At 51.3% G+C, this 16,441-nt stretch carries 14 protein-coding genes, 2 tRNA genes and 1 riboswitch; all 16 genes read right to left on the reverse strand.

Going from position 1 to position 16,441, the window contains the following annotated elements:
• Nucleotides 1-32: 32 nt before the first annotated feature.
• A complete protein-coding gene (locus O3661_RS03395; RefSeq protein ID WP_371492291.1) occupies nt 33-584 on the reverse strand; it encodes a hypothetical protein in 552 nt (183 codons plus the stop codon).
• A 393-nt stretch (nt 585-977) separates the two neighbouring features.
• Nucleotides 978-1,052: transfer RNA gene (locus O3661_RS03400), tRNA-Glu, on the reverse strand.
• Between the two features lie 12 nt (nt 1,053-1,064).
• Nucleotides 1,065-1,141: transfer RNA gene (locus O3661_RS03405), tRNA-Arg, on the reverse strand.
• A 132-nt stretch (nt 1,142-1,273) separates the two neighbouring features.
• Complete coding sequence (locus O3661_RS03410; RefSeq protein ID WP_371492292.1) at nt 1,274-2,632, reverse strand: deoxyguanosinetriphosphate triphosphohydrolase; 1,359 nt, start codon at nt 2,630-2,632, stop codon at nt 1,274-1,276.
• A gap of 56 nt (nt 2,633-2,688) precedes the next feature.
• Nucleotides 2,689-3,948: a transcription termination factor Rho gene (gene rho, locus O3661_RS03415; protein ID WP_003680905.1), complete on the reverse strand. Its 1,260-nt coding sequence runs from the start codon at nt 3,946-3,948 to the stop codon at nt 2,689-2,691.
• 244 nt (nt 3,949-4,192) lie between these two features.
• Nucleotides 4,193-5,095 carry a DMT family transporter gene (locus tag O3661_RS03420; protein WP_371492293.1) on the reverse strand — a complete coding sequence of 301 codons (903 nt, stop codon included), beginning with the start codon at nt 5,093-5,095 and terminating at the stop codon, nt 4,193-4,195.
• 82 nt (nt 5,096-5,177) lie between these two features.
• A complete protein-coding gene (locus O3661_RS03425) occupies nt 5,178-6,866 on the reverse strand; it encodes a glutamine--tRNA ligase/YqeY domain fusion protein (RefSeq protein ID WP_371492294.1) in 1,689 nt (562 codons plus the stop codon).
• Nucleotides 6,867-6,971: 105 nt separating this feature from the next.
• Nucleotides 6,972-7,751 carry a DeoR/GlpR family DNA-binding transcription regulator gene (locus O3661_RS03430; RefSeq protein WP_371492295.1) on the reverse strand — a complete coding sequence of 260 codons (780 nt, stop codon included), beginning with the start codon at nt 7,749-7,751 and terminating at the stop codon, nt 6,972-6,974.
• Between the two features lie 72 nt (nt 7,752-7,823).
• Nucleotides 7,824-8,537 carry a GntR family transcriptional regulator gene (locus tag O3661_RS03435; protein WP_003748847.1) on the reverse strand — a complete coding sequence of 238 codons (714 nt, stop codon included), beginning with the start codon at nt 8,535-8,537 and terminating at the stop codon, nt 7,824-7,826.
• Between the two features lie 260 nt (nt 8,538-8,797).
• Complete coding sequence (locus O3661_RS03440; RefSeq protein ID WP_049348121.1) at nt 8,798-9,217, reverse strand: OsmC family protein; 420 nt, start codon at nt 9,215-9,217, stop codon at nt 8,798-8,800.
• A gap of 111 nt (nt 9,218-9,328) precedes the next feature.
• A complete protein-coding gene (gene thiD, locus O3661_RS03445) occupies nt 9,329-10,138 on the reverse strand; it encodes a bifunctional hydroxymethylpyrimidine kinase/phosphomethylpyrimidine kinase (protein ID WP_371492296.1) in 810 nt (269 codons plus the stop codon).
• Between the two features lie 225 nt (nt 10,139-10,363).
• Nucleotides 10,364-13,216 carry an aminomethyl-transferring glycine dehydrogenase gene (gene gcvP / locus O3661_RS03450; RefSeq protein ID WP_371492297.1) on the reverse strand — a complete coding sequence of 951 codons (2,853 nt, stop codon included), beginning with the start codon at nt 13,214-13,216 and terminating at the stop codon, nt 10,364-10,366.
• A gap of 275 nt (nt 13,217-13,491) precedes the next feature.
• Entirely contained in the window at nt 13,492-13,719 is a 228-nt protein-coding gene (locus O3661_RS03455) for a hypothetical protein (protein WP_371492298.1), read from the reverse strand.
• 79 nt (nt 13,720-13,798) lie between these two features.
• On the reverse strand, nt 13,799-14,350 hold the full coding sequence (locus O3661_RS03460) for a DNA-3-methyladenine glycosylase I (RefSeq protein ID WP_371492299.1): 552 nt from the start codon (nt 14,348-14,350) through the stop codon (nt 13,799-13,801).
• Nucleotides 14,351-14,457: 107 nt separating this feature from the next.
• Nucleotides 14,458-14,844: a glycine cleavage system protein GcvH gene (gene gcvH, locus O3661_RS03465; protein WP_100066423.1), complete on the reverse strand. Its 387-nt coding sequence runs from the start codon at nt 14,842-14,844 to the stop codon at nt 14,458-14,460.
• A gap of 162 nt (nt 14,845-15,006) precedes the next feature.
• Nucleotides 15,007-16,107 (reverse strand): glycine cleavage system aminomethyltransferase GcvT, encoded by a 1,101-nt coding sequence (gcvT, locus tag O3661_RS03470; protein ID WP_254323262.1) that lies wholly within the window; start codon nt 16,105-16,107, stop codon nt 15,007-15,009.
• Nucleotides 16,108-16,317: 210 nt separating this feature from the next.
• A riboswitch (glycine riboswitch) is annotated at nt 16,318-16,415 on the reverse strand.
• Nucleotides 16,416-16,441 lie beyond the last annotated feature (26 nt).

Below are 16,441 nucleotides of genomic sequence, written 5' to 3' on the forward strand. Positions count from 1 at the left end.
TTTACCCAGCGTTTAAAGCTGTCGGTAAAAGATTATTTTTTCACTTTTTTAGCAGCTGGTTTAGCGGCAGCTTTTGCGCCTTTGTCCAATGCGCAGAAGCGGGTCAGGATTTGATCAACCACTTCTTGTTTACCGTTTACTTCGGTAGTACCACGGACAGTCAGCATATTGCCGTCAACTTTGTCTACGTTGGCTGCAGTGGCTGCTTCAGCAACCCAAGCAACATTACCGCCCCAGAATGCGTTTACATCTTTGCTGCTGTCAGTGATACGGAACAGGTTTTCAGTTACTTGACCTTTGTATTTTACTTGTGCAGCAACAACTTCGTTGCCTTTGAAGCCGTACATTACGCTCAGAGGCTCTTTGCCGTCTTTACCGCATTTGTAGTGAACTTCTTTAGTACCGTCGATAGAGTCTACTTTCAAAGTAGTAGGCACTGGAGCTTGAGCTTGTTGAGCCTGAGCTTGTTGTTGCGCAGTAGGCGCAGCTTTAGCTTCAGGTTTGGCTTTAGAACCGCTGCTACATGCAGTCAGGGCAACAGCCGCCAAAACGGCAGGAACGATTAATTTAACATTCATATTCATAATTGACTCCCAAATGGTTTCAATAAAAAACCGGCAAACGCCGGCTGACATTTACACATTAACAGAGATATTCCGTCTTGTCTTTATCTCAGACGGAATTTTTTAATAAAAGTTCAAATAAATATTTTTATTTTCTAAAATCAATAAATTATAAATATGAAATCATGTAAATTCAGGTTTAGGAACTCTTAAGATGAATACTGTTGTCAATAAATCGGGGTTTGACAATGGTAAAATGAGGTTGAAAAGCGCATAGAGACGACCAAAAGTCTGAGCAATTTATTTTACACACTTCTGTCTCTTGAGTTACTGAGCGTTTCAGACGGCCTTAGAACACAAACAGTAAATGCAATAAAAAAACGCAATCTAAACAGATTGCGTTTTTTTGAAAACTGGCACGCCCACGGGGAATCGAACCCCGGTTACCGCCGTGAAAGGGCGATGTCCTAACCGCTAGACGATGGGCGCAGATAAATCTTGTGGCGCACCCGGAGCGATTCGAACGCCCGACCCTCTGGTTCGTAGCCAGATACTCTATCCAACTGAGCTACGGGTGCATCCTCATCACTTCGCTAGTGCGTTGTGAATCAAGAAGACCGAATAATATAGGTTTTACTAAAACCTGTCTACTCTTTTCGCAGATATTTTTTATATTTTTAATTAATTAATTGAAATTAAACAATATAAAATTAACGTAAAATACCTACTCCTGACAAATCCTGCGCCATTTTGGCGGCGGAGTTATCGGTCATGCCGCCGACAAAATCCAAAATTTTCATATAGGCCTGATACAGACTGTCTTCAGGAAGAATCGGATTGTGCTTTTTCAATAATTCCAACGCTAGAGACTGACGCGTTGCCAGCTTTTTTTCAGCAATCAGGGCATAAGCGGCGGGGACGAGCAAATCCAAGATGGAGCCTAAGCATGGGAACGTCGCGATCTCGGTCAAGAGCTTGGTGTGATGGCGGAAAATCCGTGTTTGCGCCAATTCTTTCGCTTTTGCCAAAGTGTTTTGCACTTGCGGGCTGCACAGAGCAAGCAAGTCTTTGCCTTTGAATGTTCCATCCAGTAAATCAGACTGATGCAGCATAAAGGTTTGCGCAACATCATCAATCGCCTTGCCAATCGCAATGCCGCGCAACATGGCGCAACGCTGACGGCTGGAACTGGCGTGCCATGCACTTTCGGCAAAGGTCAGCTCGGACAAGATACTCTCCACTTCCGTATCCGTGAGCAAATCCAATTCAACGGCATCTTCCAAGTCCAGCAAGGCATAGCAAATATCGTCGGCGGCCTCCATCAAATAAGACAAAGGATGGCGCGCCCAGCTGTCTGCTCCTGCGGAAACCAGTCCCAATTCGTCGGCAACTTGACGGATAAACGGCAACTCGGTTTGATAAATATTGAATTTCTTTCTGCCGTTTGGATGTTGCGTTGTCCACGGATACTTCAGCAATGCGCCGATGGCTGCCGCAGTCAGGCGCATTCCGCCCGCCTCCGGATACATTTCAAGGCTGGCGACGATACGCAGGCTATGCGCATTGCCTTCATAGGTTTGAATATCGTTGCGTTCCGCTTCGTTTAATGTGTTCAGATAAATTTGATGTTCAGGCCGTCTGAACCAATCACGCAAAGCATCTTCGCCGGTATGGCCAAACGGCGGATTGCCCAAATCATGTGCCAAACAGGCAACCTGCACCACAGCACCAATATCGCTGGGCGTATTACCCTGCGGCAGAAAACCGCCGTTGTGCAACATCACGCCCACGCGGTTGCCCAAGCTCCTGCCCACGCTGGCAACTTCAACGCTGTGCGTCAGGCGGTTGTGCGTCAAATCGTGTTGCGCCAACGGATGCACCTGCGTTTTACGGCCAAGGCGGCGGAAGGCTCCGGAAAAAACGACTCGGTCGTAGTCGATGTGAAAATCCGTACGCAAGGCATCGGCACCTTCCTGAGTCGAAGGGGTAACGGTCGGTACGATTTCGCCGTTTTTGGTACGGAAGCGTTGGGTGGACAATAAGTTTTGCCAATTCATTCGGATGGTCATAAAGATTCCTCAAGCAAAGTAAAGGCCGTCTGAAACATGTTCAGACGGCCTTATGCTTATTTACCGCGCATCAATTCAAAGAAATCGTCATTGTTTTTAGAGTCTTTGAGTTTGCCCACCAAAAACTCGGTCGCTTCGATTTCATCCATCGGATGCAGGAATTTACGCAAGAGCCACATACGCTGCAACTGATCGTTCGGCACCAGCAATTCTTCGCGGCGCGTACCGGATTTATTGATGCTGATGGCCGGGAACAGGCGTTTTTCTGCCATGCGGCGGTCAAGGTGCAATTCCATATTGCCCGTACCTTTGAACTCTTCGTAAATCACGTCGTCCATGCGGCTGCCGGTTTCGACAAGCGCTGTCGCAATAATGGTAAGCGAACCGCCCTCTTCCACATTACGCGCTGCACCGAAGAAGCGTTTCGGACGGTGCAAAGCGTTGGCATCAACACCGCCGGTCAGAATTTTGCCCGAAGTCGGCACGACGGTATTGTAGGCACGCGCCAAACGGGTAATTGAATCCAGCAGGATGACCACGTCTTTCTTGTGTTCGACCATGCGTTTGGCTTTTTCAATCACCATCTCGGCCACTTGTACATGGCGTTGCGCAGGTTCGTCAAACGTAGAGGAAACCACTTCGCCGCGTACAGAACGGCTCATCTCGGTAACCTCTTCCGGACGTTCGTCAATCAACAGGACAATCAGCTCGACATCGGGATAATTGGCGGTAATGGCGTGGGCAATGTTTTGCAACATCACGGTTTTACCGGTTTTAGGCGGAGCCACCAACAATGCACGTTGGCCTTTACCGATTGGGGAAACCAAGTCGATGGCTCGGCCGGTCAGATTCTCTTCGGCTTTGATGTCGCGCTCGAGTTTAAATTGTTCGGTTGGGAATAAAGGCGTGAGGTTTTCAAAGAGGATTTTGTGTTTGCAGACTTCGGGCTGATCGCCGTTGATGGTGTCAAGGCGGACAAGCGCGAAATAGCGCTCGTTGTCTTTAGGTACGCGCACGCTGCCTTCGATGGTGTCGCCGGTGTGCAGATTGAAGCGGCGGATTTGCGTGGGCGAAACATAAATATCGTCAGGGCCGGCAAGGTAAGAAGTATCTGCGCTGCGCAGGAAACCGAAGCCGTCGGGCAGGATTTCGAGTGTGCCGGAACAGGTAAAGCTGACATTTTGCTTCATCATCTGGCGGACGATGGCAAAAACGAGGTCTTGTTTGCGGAAACGGTTGGCGTTTTCAATGCCATGTTCTTCTGCCATTTCCAAGAGTTTGGAAATGTGGAGGGTTTGGAGTTCTGAAACGTGCATAGTATTGATATATTTTGAATGGTATCAGAGAGATGGCACAAAGGCCGTCTGAAAGTATGAAATCGTACCGCAGGATACGGTAGATTTTTGAGAAAGTTGAATTTTAGGCAGTTGGAGGCAGGGTGTCAAATTTTTAAATCGAACACTGAGCCGAGACTATAATCTTACCTTGCAATAAGATTATAGCCGGCAACAGCTTGGCAATCGCAACCCTATCGCCAAAAATCCGAGTATTTACCCAACTTCAGACGGCCTTTTGCCCATACCGCATCAGCGTCATGCCGCCGACCGCCGCCGCGCAGCCCGCAACCAGCGAAATATGCAGCGGTTCGCCCAAAAACCACGCCGAAGACAGCACACCGAAAATCGGCACGAGCGTAATATACGCCGCCGCGCTGCCTGCACCTAAAGTCTTCACGCCTTCAAAATACCACGCATAGGCCAATACCGTCGCGCCGATGACCAGCCACGCCAAGGCTGTCCAGCCGCGCCCATCCATTGCCGCTATCGCCTCAAACGGCATTCCATCCGTCCATAACGCCACCACCGACAACATCAGCGCACCAATGAACGACGTTGCCGTCGTTACCGTCAGCGCATCTATCCCGCGCAAAACCGCGCGACCGATTAAGGTATAAGCCGCCCAACAGACCACGCAGCCGAAAATCAGCCACTCTCCTGCCTTGATGCCGCCCGACAATACCGTCAACAGCTGCCCTTGCGTTACCACCATAATGGCACCGCCGACCGCCAGCAGCATGCCCGCCAAAATCTTCGCATTTAAACGCTCGCCGAAAAACCAAGTCGCCAACAGCAACGTCAGCACGGGATTTATCGCCACGACCACCGCTGCCTTGCCTGCCGGCATAGTCTGCAAACCCAGCATAAAAAACACCGCATAGCCGCACACGCCGACGGAAGCGGCCGCAGTCAAGCCCAGCCATTGCCGTGCCGATAAAGCCGCCAAAGTCGCAAACCTGCTGCGCGCAAACAACCAGCCCAACAACAAAACCGAAGCCAAGACAAACCGAACCGCCCCGCCCGTCAGCGGCGGCAGCGACTGCCCCAGTATCCGCCCCATCGGCCAGGATGCGCCCCACAACACTGCCATTCCCAGCAGTTTCAAATGTACAGAATAACGTTCCATTTCATCCCTTTATCGACAAAGGCCGTCTGAAAACCGGATTTCACGTTTTCAGACGGCCTTCAATTTAGTGACTGCAAACAGATTACTTAGGCTGCCAAGAATCTTTCAGCGTTACCGTGCGGTTAAACACCGGCGTGTCTTTGCTGTGGTCTTTGCGGTCGGTTACGAAGTAGCCGATGCGTTCAAACTGCCAACGGCTTTCTGCCGGCAAATCTTTTGCGACAGGTTCGGCGTAGGCGGTGATTTCCTTAATGGATTCGGGATTGAGGAAATCGGTAAACGGCAGGTAGTTACCGTCTTCGCCACGCACGGCATCGGGACGCTCGACGGTAAAGAGGCGGTCGTACAGGCGGACTTTGATTTCTGCTGCGTGTTCGGCAGACACCCAGTGAATCACGCCTTTGACTTTTCTGCCTTCGGGATTTTTACCCAAGGTATCGTGGTCGATGCTGCATTTGAGTTCAACCACATTGCCTGCCTCATCTTTGACTACTTCATCACACTTAATCACATAGCCGTGGCGCAAACGCACTTCGCCGCCGGGAATCAGGCGTTTGAAGCCTTTAGGCGGATTTTCGGCAAAGTCGTCGGCTTCGATGTAGATGGTTTGGGAAATAGGTACCTCGCGATCGCCCATTTCTTCGTGGTTCGGGTGGAATGCAGCACATCGGCTTTGGGTTTTACCGGTTTCAAAGTTGGTCAGGGTCACTTTGAGCGGGTTCAAAACCGCCATCAGGCGCGGCGCGGAGTTTTCCAGCTCTTCGCGAATCGCGCCTTCCAACACGCTCATGTCGACGATGTTTTCAGATTTGGAAATACCGGCGCGTTTGGCAAACAGGCGCAGGCCTTCGGGCGTGTAACCGCGGCGGCGCATACCGGAAATGGTCGGCATACGCGGATCATCCCAACCGGCAACGTGGCCGTCTGAAACCAATTGGTTCAGCTTGCGTTTGGAGGTGATGGAATACAGAAGCTCCAAACGGGAAAACTCGTATTGGCGTGGACGCGTGGCGTGCGGCGCAGGGATGTTGTCCAACACCCAGTCGTACAACGGACGGTGTGCTTCAAATTCGAGCGTACACAAAGAATGCGTGATGCCTTCGATGGCATCGGAAATGCAGTGCGTGTAGTCGTACATCGGGTAGATGCACCATTTGTCGCCGGTGTTGTGGTGATGGGCGCGGCGGATGCGGTAGATGACGGGATCGCGCATATTGATGTTGCCCGATGCCATGTCGATTTTCAGGCGCAGGGTTTTGCTGCCGTCGGGGAACTCGCCGTTTTTCATGCGCGTGAACAGGTCGAGGTTTTCTTCAATACTGCGGTCGCGGTAAGGGCTGTTTTTGCCCGCTTCGGTCAGCGTACCGCGGTATTCGCGCATTTCTTCGGGCGTCAAATCATCAACATACGCTTTACCGTCTTTGATTAAACCGACGGCGTAGTCGTAAAGCTGGTCGAAATAGTTGGAAGCAAAACGCGGCTCGCCCGCCCAATGAAAACCGAGCCACTCAACGTCTTCTTTGATGGCATTGACGTATTCGTCGTTTTCTTTTTCGGGGTTGGTATCGTCAAAACGCAGGTTGCACAAACCATCATAAATATAAGCCAAACCGAAGTTCAGGCAGATGGATTTGGCGTGGCCGATGTGCAAATAACCGTTCGGCTCGGGCGGGAAACGGGTTTGGATGGCTGTATGTTTACCGCTTTTGAGGTCTTCTTCGATAATGGTGCGGATAAAGTGGTTGTCCGCGAATTGGTCTTTATTCAACATAATATTTCTTTGATGGGAAAATGATTTTCTGTTTTCAGACGGCCTGAGCATTCAATCAGGCCGTCTGAAAGGAATGGAATGATGGCTCAATTGTACCCGACTTGGCTACTTTGATACAGGGTCGGCAACCTGCCACGCCACGCCGCGCTCGTTTAGGGTTTTCTGCATGGCGGCAGATGGTGTACGGTCGGTAAACAGCTTATCGAATGCGCCGATATCGCCCAGTCTGACCAGGGCATTGCTGTTGAATTTGCTGTGGTCGACGCCGAGATAGCGCACGCGGGCATTGTTCACCATCGCCTGCATGACGCTGACTTCCTTGTAATCGTCATCCAAAAGCGAGCCGTCGTTTTCTATGCCGTGGGTACTCATGATGGCATAGTCGACTTTAAATTGGTTGATGAAATCGACGGTTGCTACGCCCGTAATGCCGCCGTCCAAGGGGCGGACCACGCCAGAAGCGATGATGACTGTGTAATCGGTACGCGCCGCAGTGATGGAAGCGGCGTAGATATTGTTGGTGATAATCCGCAGGTTTTTACGCTGTCTGACCAACTCGGCAGCGACGGCCTCCATGGTGGTGCCAATGCTAATAAACAGCGAGGCATTGTCGGGAATGGTGGAAGCAATCAGACGGGCAATGGCGTTTTTTTCCTGCTGCTGATGGCTGCGCCGCTCCTGCCCTGCCGTTACGACTGAAACATCGCCCAAAGACGCGCCGCCGTGATAGCGTTTGAGCTGTCCGGTTTCGCTCAATTCCTGCACATCGCGGCGTATGGTTTGCGGCGTCACATCCAAATTCGCCGCCAGCTCTTCCACCGTCATGAAGTTATGTTCGCGGATAAGGGTGAGGATATGTTCGTGTCTTTGGATTTTGGGTTTCATGGCGTTTTGCTTTGCAGGGATAAACCAATGGCCGTCTGAATATTTCAGACGGCCTTTTTATTGTCAAACCGATTACATCTCGAGTTTCTGTTCCAAGCGTTCGATGCACGCGCTCAAGTGGCGGCGCATGACTTTGGTCACACGGTTGCGCTTGCCGGCCACCAATAAATCGAGGATTTCGCGGTGTTCATGGTGCGAATTGGAATTAATGGTGCGCTTTTCTTTGCGAAGCGGATCGGAAACGGCCACAATCAGTGAAGAACGTGCGCACAAGGTATTCATGATTTCAAACAGGACGTCGTTGTCCAGCAGCCGCGCCAATTCGACATGGAAGGCATTGGACAGGCGGTTCCAACCCACGCGGTCGCCGCTTTCGGAGGCTGCACCCTCTTGCTCAATCATGGCGTAAAGCGGTTGCAGGCGCGTTTCCAAATCAGGCATATCGATGAGGACGCTCAAAATCATGCTTTCCATTTCGATACGCGTGTTGAACACGTCTTTCATTTCTTTCAAGTCCGGCACATGGACAAATGCGCCGCGATTGGGCTGCAAATCGACGATTTTGTCGTGCGCCAAAAGCGATAATGCGCCACGCACGGTATTGCGCGAGCAAACCATTTGCCGGCACAGCTCAGACTCGGTCAATTTTTTGCCCGGCAGCAGCAGATGGTCGGTAATCCCGTCCAAAATCAATGCGTACACGCGGAAAAGCTCGGAATCGTGACGCTCTTCCAAAATAAGCGATGAAGTTGCAGGCGCAACGTTGGTATTATTTTCGTAATCCATAATGTTTTCCCAGTATCCGTATTAAGGCGCAAGCGTTTACAAACCTGCATCTTTCGGGGGTGTTTAAAATATAATTAAAAATTGTTGACAATGTTAAACGAAACTTGCACAATGAGGTCAACAAGCCAAGTTATAAAGGCTGATAGAGAGAGAGAAAAAGGAATAAAAAGCAAGCAGATATATTCATGTTAATGCGTGAATATATCTGCTTTTTTTGTGGGTAGCCGGTTCACGCTCCGGCTTTTTCCTTGAAAACCGCCCTATTCTGCTTCGACAATTTCGAAGCTGTGGCTCATTTTTGCCGCTTTGCCCAGCATAATCGATGCGGAGCAATATTTTTCGGCGGACATCTGTACGGCGCGTTCAATCGCGCTTTCTTGCAAATCCCGACCATACACTTTGAAATGGATATGGATTTCGGTAAACACGCGCGGCGCGGTGTCGGCGCGTTTGGCAGTCACTTCGGCACGGCAGTCGGTGATTTTTTGGCGTTGTTTCTCGGCAATCATCACCACATCGATGCTGGAACAGCCTGCCACACCCAACAGCAGCATTTCCATCGGGCTGGGGCCGCGTTTGACTTCGCCTTCAGCCGCCGCGCCTTCCATTACGACGCTGTGTCCGTTTGCCGTTGTGCCGACGAAGCACATTCCGTCTATCCATTTTGAAGTCACTTGCATGGTGTCTTTTTTATCCGTAAAAGCATTAATCCGATATTGTAAACAATTTCAAGTGATAAACCTAGTCAGGCTGTCTGAAAAATACAATCAATTACAATTGGCCTAAACGCATTATTCGTCCCGATACGCCCAATGATTGACCGGCCCGTGCCCTGCCCCGATGCCCAAAGGATGGGAAATAGCGGCGGCGATATAGTTTTTTGCCGTCTGAACCGCTTCGGGAACGCCAAACCCTTTTGCCAGCTCGGCAGCAATGCAGGCCGAAAACGTGCAGCCTGTGCCATGCGTATGCGGCGTTGGGAAACGTTTGCTGTTCAGCTCGATGGTTTCGTTTGGCGTAAACAGCCAGTCGGTGCAATATTCGCTTTGGCTGTCGGCAATATGGCCGCCTTTAATCACCACATTTTTCACACCCCAATCCTGAAGAATTTTGGCGGCGCGTTCCGCATCTTGGCGGTTTTCAATATTAATACCCGTCAATGCCTGCGCTTCGGGCAGATTGGGCGTCAAGACGTCCGTATGCGGCAGCAGCAGGCGTTTCATGGCTTCGACGGCTGAGTTTTCCAATAACGGTGCGCCGCCTTTGGCAATCATGACCGGATCCAACACGCGTTTGCCGAAGTCGCATTCGGCGGTTTGTTCCGCTACGCATTCGATGATTTCCGCCGTACCCAGCATGCCGATTTTATAGGCGCGGATTTGAAAATCTTCCTGAATCGCGGCAATTTGCGCGGCAATCATGTCGGTCGGTATCGGATGCACTGCCGATACGCCCAAAGTATTTTGTGCGGTAACCGCGGTCAGTACGCTGGTGCCGAACACGCCGCGCATTTGAAACGTCTTCAAATCCGCCTGGATGCCTGCGCCGCCGCCGGAATCGGAGCCGGCAATCGTCAGCGTTTGAATAAAAAGTTCGTCCATCGTGTCCTCCTGTTTTTCAGACGGCCTTTTGCTTATCGTTGTTGAAAGCCGTTTTGGTTTTATCCGCAAACAAAGGCATGCGCCGTCTATCTTTCCGAAAGCCTTACTTGTTGTTTTACCCAAAACAAACGTACGTTCTCGGGCGGAATATCTTAACAAACAAAAGGCCGTCTGAAAACTATTTTCATTTTCAGACGGCCTGTTCAATGTTAAACCTATTCAGGCTTATTCTTCGTATGCATCAATCGGCAAGCAGGAGCAAACCAGATTGCGGTCGCCATAGACCTCATCCAAACGTTTTACGCTCGGCCAGAATTTGTGTTCGCGGACAAACGGCAACGGGAAGACGGCTTCTTCGCGGGAATACGGGTGCGCCCATTCGCCGGTTACGTCGGCGGCGGTGTGCGGGGCGTTGACCAGCGGGTTGTCGTCTTTCGGCCATTCGCCGCGCTCGACTTTCAGCACTTCCTGTTTGATTTGTTTCAGGGCGGCGATGAAGCGGTCGAGTTCGGCTTTGCTTTCGCTCTCGGTCGGCTCAATCATCAGTGTGCCGGCAACGGGGAAGGAGACGGTCGGAGCGTGGAAGCCGTAGTCCATCAGGCGTTTGGCGATGTCGGTTTCGGTAATACCGCTTTCGGCTTTGAGCGGACGCAAATCAACGATACATTCATGCGCAACGCGGCCGTTTTTGCCTGCATACAGAATCGGATAGTCTTCGCTCAGGCGTTTGGCGACATAGTTGGCGTTGAGCAATGCCCAGCGCGTCGCCTGTTCCATGCCTTGTTTGCCCATCATGGTCAGGTACATCCAAGTAATCGGCAAGATGGACGCGGAACCGAAGGCCGCAGCAGCAACGGCGGTTTGGTCGGCACTGGCGCTGTGGGTGTCGGTCAAAGCGTGTCCCGGTGCAAACGGAGCGAGGTGGGCTTTCAAACCGATAGGGCCGACACCCGGGCCGCCGCCGCCGTGAGGGATGCAGAAGGTTTTGTGCAGGTTCATGTGCAACACGTCCGCGCCGACTTCGGCAGGCTGCATGATGCCGATTTGGGCGTTGAGGTTGGCGCCGTCCATGTAAACCTGTCCACCGTTTTCATGGATGATGCGGCAGATGTCGCGGATGCCTTCTTCGTACACGCCGTGGGTGGACGGGTAGGTAATCATGATGGCGGACAAAGCGTCGCGGTGTTGTTCGGCTTTGGCTTTCAAATCATCGATGTTGACGTTGCCGTGCTCGTCGGTATCGACGACGACGACTTTCAAACCCAGCATGGCGGCAGTCGCAGGGTTGGTGCCGTGGGCGGATTTGGGAATCAAGCAGATGTTGCGGTGTCCCTCGCCGTTGGCTTCTTGATAGCGGCGGATGGAGAGCATGCCGCTGTATTCGCCCTGCGCGCCGGAGTTGGGTTGGAAGGAAATCGCGTCAAAGCCGGTAATGGCTTTCAGGCTGTTTTCCATGTCGGTCAAAAGCGCGCGGTAGCCTGCGGCTTGGTTTTTGGGGGCGTAGGGGTGGATGTCGGTGAACTCTGCCCAAGTAATCGGCAACATTTCCGCAGTCGCATTGAGCTTCATGGTGCAGCTGCCCAATGAAATCATGCTGCGGTTCATCGCCAAGTCGCGGTCTTCGAGTTTTTTCAGGTAGCGCAACATTTCGTGTTCGGTGTGGTAACTGTTGAACACAGGATGTTGCAGAATGTCGTCCTGACGCAGCAATTCGGCGTTCAGACGGCCTTTGACATCATCGGCAAATGTGAACGTATCCTTGCCGGTAAACGCGCGGTACAAATCAACCAAATCTTCGTATGCCGACGTTTCATGGAATGCAGCCGCAACTTGAGTATCGTTGACGCGGCGCAGGTTGTAACCTGATTCCAAAGCAGCGGCAAACACTTGGTCTGCTTTCTCTTTGCTGCCGAAATCAACGGTAACGGTATCGAAGAAGACCTTGTGAACCACATTCAGGCCGTCTGAAACCAGCGCATCGGCAAAAGCAGAAGCCAGCGCGTGGATACGGTTGGCAATGCATTTCACGCCTTCAGGACCGTGGTAAACGGCATACATACCGGCCAAGTTCGCCAGCAATGCTTGTGCCGTACAAATATTGGATGTCGCTTTTTCGCGGCGGATGTGTTGCTCGCGGGTGGACAACGCCATGCGCAAGGCAGGTTTGCCCGATGCGTCTTTGGATACGCCGATGATACGGCCCGGGGCAGAACGTTTGAACTCGTCTTTAAACGCAAAATAAGCAGCGTGCGGACCGCCGAAGCCCATCGGTACGCCGAAGCGTTGGGTGTTACCCAAAGCAATATCTGCGCCCAATTCAGCCGGAGACTTCAGCAAAACCAAGCTCATGATGTCGGCGGCAACGGCCACGATTGTGCCTTTTGCTTTCAGACGGCCGATAACGTCCTGCAAGTCTTGCACATCGCCGTCTTTGCCGACGTATTGGAACAGCGCGCCGAAGTATTCGCCTTCATCCGCTTGGGCAAAATCGCCGACCACCAGCTCAAAGCCGAAATATTTGGCGCGGGTTTTCATCACGTCCAAAGTTTGCGGATACACGCGCGCATCCACAAAGAAACGCTCGGATTTCACTTTGCCCACGCGGTGCGCCATCGCCATCGCTTCAGCCGCGGCAGTTGCCTCGTCCAACAAAGACGCACCTGCCACAGGGAAACCGGTCAAATCGATACACACTTGTTGGAAGTTCAACAAAGCTTCCAAACGACCTTGGGCAATTTCCGCCTGATACGGCGTGTAGGCGGTATACCAACCTGGGTTTTCCAATACGTTGCGCAAAATCACGTTCGGCACGCGGGTCGGGTAATAGCCCAAACCAATATAGGACTTGTTGATCACGTTTTTCGACGCGATGCCTTTCAATTTCGCCAATGCATCCGCCTCGGTCAAAGCCTCGGGCAAATCGAGTTCGGACGGCATACGGATGCTTTGCGGCACGGTATTGCCGACAAAATCATCCATGCTCTTCTCACCGAGCGCTTCCAAAAGCGCAGCCTCGTCGCCAAAGCTCAAATGGCGCGCGGCAAATTCGTTCGGGTTGAACAATTCAGATAGTTTCATTTCTACTCCTTCGGTGTTGTAGGAATCTGCCGTTGGGCAGGTGTTTTTACGGCGTTCATCATCCTTTTGCAGGAAAATTACCGTCCAAATTAAACTGATTAAAATACTGCCAAAAAATGCAATCTCAAAAAAAACAACCAAATCCCCGAGGCAACCGACTCCGCAACTTCCGCTGTTGCGGCTCAGAAAGGCATTAATATGACCGACAGCATAAAGAATCACGCAGAATTCAGGAATGGCCATCAACCAAATGCCTAAAACATTCAACCATTTCATCAGCGTTTTTCAACCTCGTTTTTTTCCATTTTAGGCAGCATGATGGAAATATCTGTTCCCGGAACAGGGCAAAGAAACAAAATCAGCAACAAATCAATGATAAACATCGGCAATCCCCATATCAAATTGGCGTGCATATTAAGCCCGATAAGGATTGAAATCTTCCGCTGGTAAATATTCCATAATCTTTCTTCGTAAACTGTACAAATGACATTTACTTTAAACACTTATACCTCGCCATACAAGATTTGTATCACGTTTTTTCTTTAAAGACCATCTGGAAACAGATTTTGCCCAAAACGGTTTTCAGACGGCCTCTGCCCATTTCGGGCGGCATTTTAAAACTTCTTGATAAACCGGACAGGTTTCCACATGCGCGCCGGGCAAGTAGCCGGTACTCATCAGAAATTCGCCGACGATTTCGCCGCCGACAAATTTGAAATGTTTTTTAAACAGCTTCACCCATTCAGCCTTGTCGAGCGGATGGTGTGTATCCAACCAGTTTTTAAATGAGCCGTACTCTTGCTGTATTTGTTTGATTTGTCGCGCGTTATAAATGGCTGCATTGATTTTCAGGCGGTTGCGGACGATGCCTGCATCGGCAAGCAGCCGCTCAATATCAGCTTCGTCAAATGCGGCGACCGTATCGATGTCAAAACCTTTAAATGCCGTCTGAAATGCCTGCTGCTTCTTCAACATCAGCGTCCAGCTTAATCCTGCCTGATTGATTTCCAACACCAGCCGCTCAAACAATTCATTGTCGTCCTCAATCGGAAAACCGTATTGTGTGTCGTGATAATGTTGGTTGGGGTTGTCCGTATCGTCGGGTAACGTGGCGACAAATTCGCAGTAATTCATGTTTATTGAGGAAAAATTGAAACAAAGGCCGTCTGAAAGCATTTTTCAGACGACCTAAGACCTGCAATATCAAACAGGCGCAAAACCTGTTTGGATGTTTGCAAAAATCAAGCTACTTCGCCTGCGTATTGTTCGGCAGTCAGCAGACCGTCGTAATCGGCAGGGTTGGCAGGTTTGATTTTGAAGAACCAGCCTGCACCGTAAGGATCGCTGTTGGCAGTTTCCGGAGCACTTGGCAAATCTTCGTTGACGGCAACGATTTCGCCTGCAATCGGCGCGTATACGTCAGATGCGGCTTTTACAGACTCAACCACACCGGCTTGTTCTTCGGCAGCCAGGTTTGCGCCGACTTCAGGCAGCTCGACAAACACGATGTCGCCCAACAGCTCTTGCGCGTGGTGGGTAATGCCGACGGTGATGGTACCGTCTTCTTCAAGGCGCAGCCATTCGTGGCTGGCAACGTATTTCAGTTCGGCTGGGATATTGTTGCTCATGGTTTGATACTCCATTGATAGGGGGTTATTTTCAGACGGCATCTTCATGAATCAATATCCACAGATGCCTTGTTCAATGCTTTCTACAAACGTCCGTACCGGACGACAATTAAAACCTGCTTTCAGACGGCCCTTAACAAATAAATGCCGTCTGAACCGATATTAATCAAACTGTTTTTGACCATTGCGGACAAACGGCAGCTTCAGTACACGTACGTCCACTTCTTTGCCGCGCATCAGCACTTTGGCGGTATCGCCGTCAAAGTCTTTCGGTACGCGCGCGATGGCGATGGATTGTTTCAGGCTGGGCGAGAATACACCGCTGGTGGTTTCGCCTTTGCCTTTGTCGGTCAACACTTCCATATGCGCACGCAGGATGCCGCCTTTGTCGAGCAACAAGCCAACCTGTTTGACGGCAACGCCTTTTTCTTTCAATGCCAGCAAGGCGGCTTTACCGACGAAGTCGCGGCTTTCATCTTTCAAGTCAACGGTCCAACCCATGCCTGCTTCGAGCGGGCTGGTATTGTCGTCCATATCGTTGCCATAGAGGTTCATACCGGCTTCCATGCGCAGGGTGTCGCGTGCGCCGAGGCCGCAAGGCTGTACGCCTGCTGCTTGCAGGGCTTTGAAGAATGCGACGGCTTCAGTGCCCGGCAGAATCACTTCGACGCCGTCTTCGCCGGTATAGCCGGTACGGGCGACAAACCAGTCGTTGCCCAAGTCTGCACCTTGGAACGGTTTGAGGCCGTGAATCACGTCCGCCCATTCAGGTTTGACGGTCAGGAGTTTTTCGATGGCTTTCGGGCCTTGTACTGCGAGCATGCCAAGGTCGTAGCGCGGATTGAAGGCAACGCCGAACTCTTGTCCGACTTTGTGGAATTGTGCCGTGTCTTTTTCGCGGGTTGCGCCGTTGGACACGATGCGGTATTGGGTTTCGGCTTCGTTGGTGCGGTAAACGATCAAGTCGTCAATCACGCCGCCGTTGTCGTTGAGCAAAGCGGAATAAAGGGCTTTGCCGACAAAAGCGAGTTTGGCGACATCGTTGGCAATCAATTTGCGGAAAAAGGCTTTGGCATTTGCGCCTGCTACGTCGGTAACGAGCATATGGGATACGTCAAACATACCGGCGTCGGTGCGCACGGCTTCGTGTTCGGCGATTTGTGAACCATAATGGATGGGCAGCTCCCAGCCGGCAAAATCTACCAGCTTCGCGCCTGCATCTTGATGGGCTTGATGAAATGGGGTGGTTTTCAGAGCAGTCATTCTCAAGTTTCTCCGGATTTTTTGTTCAGATGCCGCCCGCGCACCTATGCGCGGATGACCCTATCTGTCCTTGAACCTGAGATTTTCGGCCGTATCCGCATGATGGCAAACCAGTCTGCTCACTGCTTTGCGCGGTTGTCTGAATGGTGGTTCAGACGGCCTTCTCCCCTTCGGTGGACGTTATTCTAACGCCGCTCTCCAGATTGTTTGTTTCAATGTGCAGTCCCTGATACCTGAGCGATTTAAGGGTGTCTGCGCCTTCGGTGGTTACATTGTAGTTGGGTGTAACACTCTCCTGCACATTTCCCGATTATGTCTTGAATCGGCGGTTTGG

This window comes from Neisseria sp. 20925_1_37 (assembly GCF_041433255.1).
In the GTDB taxonomy this organism is placed as follows: domain Bacteria; phylum Pseudomonadota; class Gammaproteobacteria; order Burkholderiales; family Neisseriaceae; genus Neisseria; species Neisseria flavescens_D.

Coding starts and splice junctions, on each gene's coding strand:
- gcvT (WP_254323262.1), bottom strand. CDS start 16,107: ATGACTGCTCTGAAAACCACCCCATTTCATCAAGCCCATCAAGATGCA.
- O3661_RS03425 (WP_371492294.1), bottom strand. CDS start 6,866: ATGTTGAATAAAGACCAATTCGCGGACAACCACTTTATCCGCACCATT.
- gcvP (WP_371492297.1), bottom strand. CDS start 13,216: ATGAAACTATCTGAATTGTTCAACCCGAACGAATTTGCCGCGCGCCAT.
- O3661_RS03410 (WP_371492292.1), bottom strand. CDS start 2,632: ATGACCATCCGAATGAATTGGCAAAACTTATTGTCCACCCAACGCTTC.
- gcvH (WP_100066423.1), bottom strand. CDS start 14,844: ATGAGCAACAATATCCCAGCCGAACTGAAATACGTTGCCAGCCACGAA.
- O3661_RS03460 (WP_371492299.1), bottom strand. CDS start 14,350: ATGAATTACTGCGAATTTGTCGCCACGTTACCCGACGATACGGACAAC.
- O3661_RS03430 (WP_371492295.1), bottom strand. CDS start 7,751: ATGAAACCCAAAATCCAAAGACACGAACATATCCTCACCCTTATCCGC.
- O3661_RS03440 (WP_049348121.1), bottom strand. CDS start 9,217: ATGCAAGTGACTTCAAAATGGATAGACGGAATGTGCTTCGTCGGCACA.
- O3661_RS03420 (WP_371492293.1), bottom strand. CDS start 5,095: ATGGAACGTTATTCTGTACATTTGAAACTGCTGGGAATGGCAGTGTTG.
- rho (WP_003680905.1), bottom strand. CDS start 3,948: ATGCACGTTTCAGAACTCCAAACCCTCCACATTTCCAAACTCTTGGAA.
- thiD (WP_371492296.1), bottom strand. CDS start 10,138: ATGGACGAACTTTTTATTCAAACGCTGACGATTGCCGGCTCCGATTCC.
- O3661_RS03395 (WP_371492291.1), bottom strand. CDS start 584: ATGAATATGAATGTTAAATTAATCGTTCCTGCCGTTTTGGCGGCTGTT.
- O3661_RS03435 (WP_003748847.1), bottom strand. CDS start 8,537: ATGGATTACGAAAATAATACCAACGTTGCGCCTGCAACTTCATCGCTT.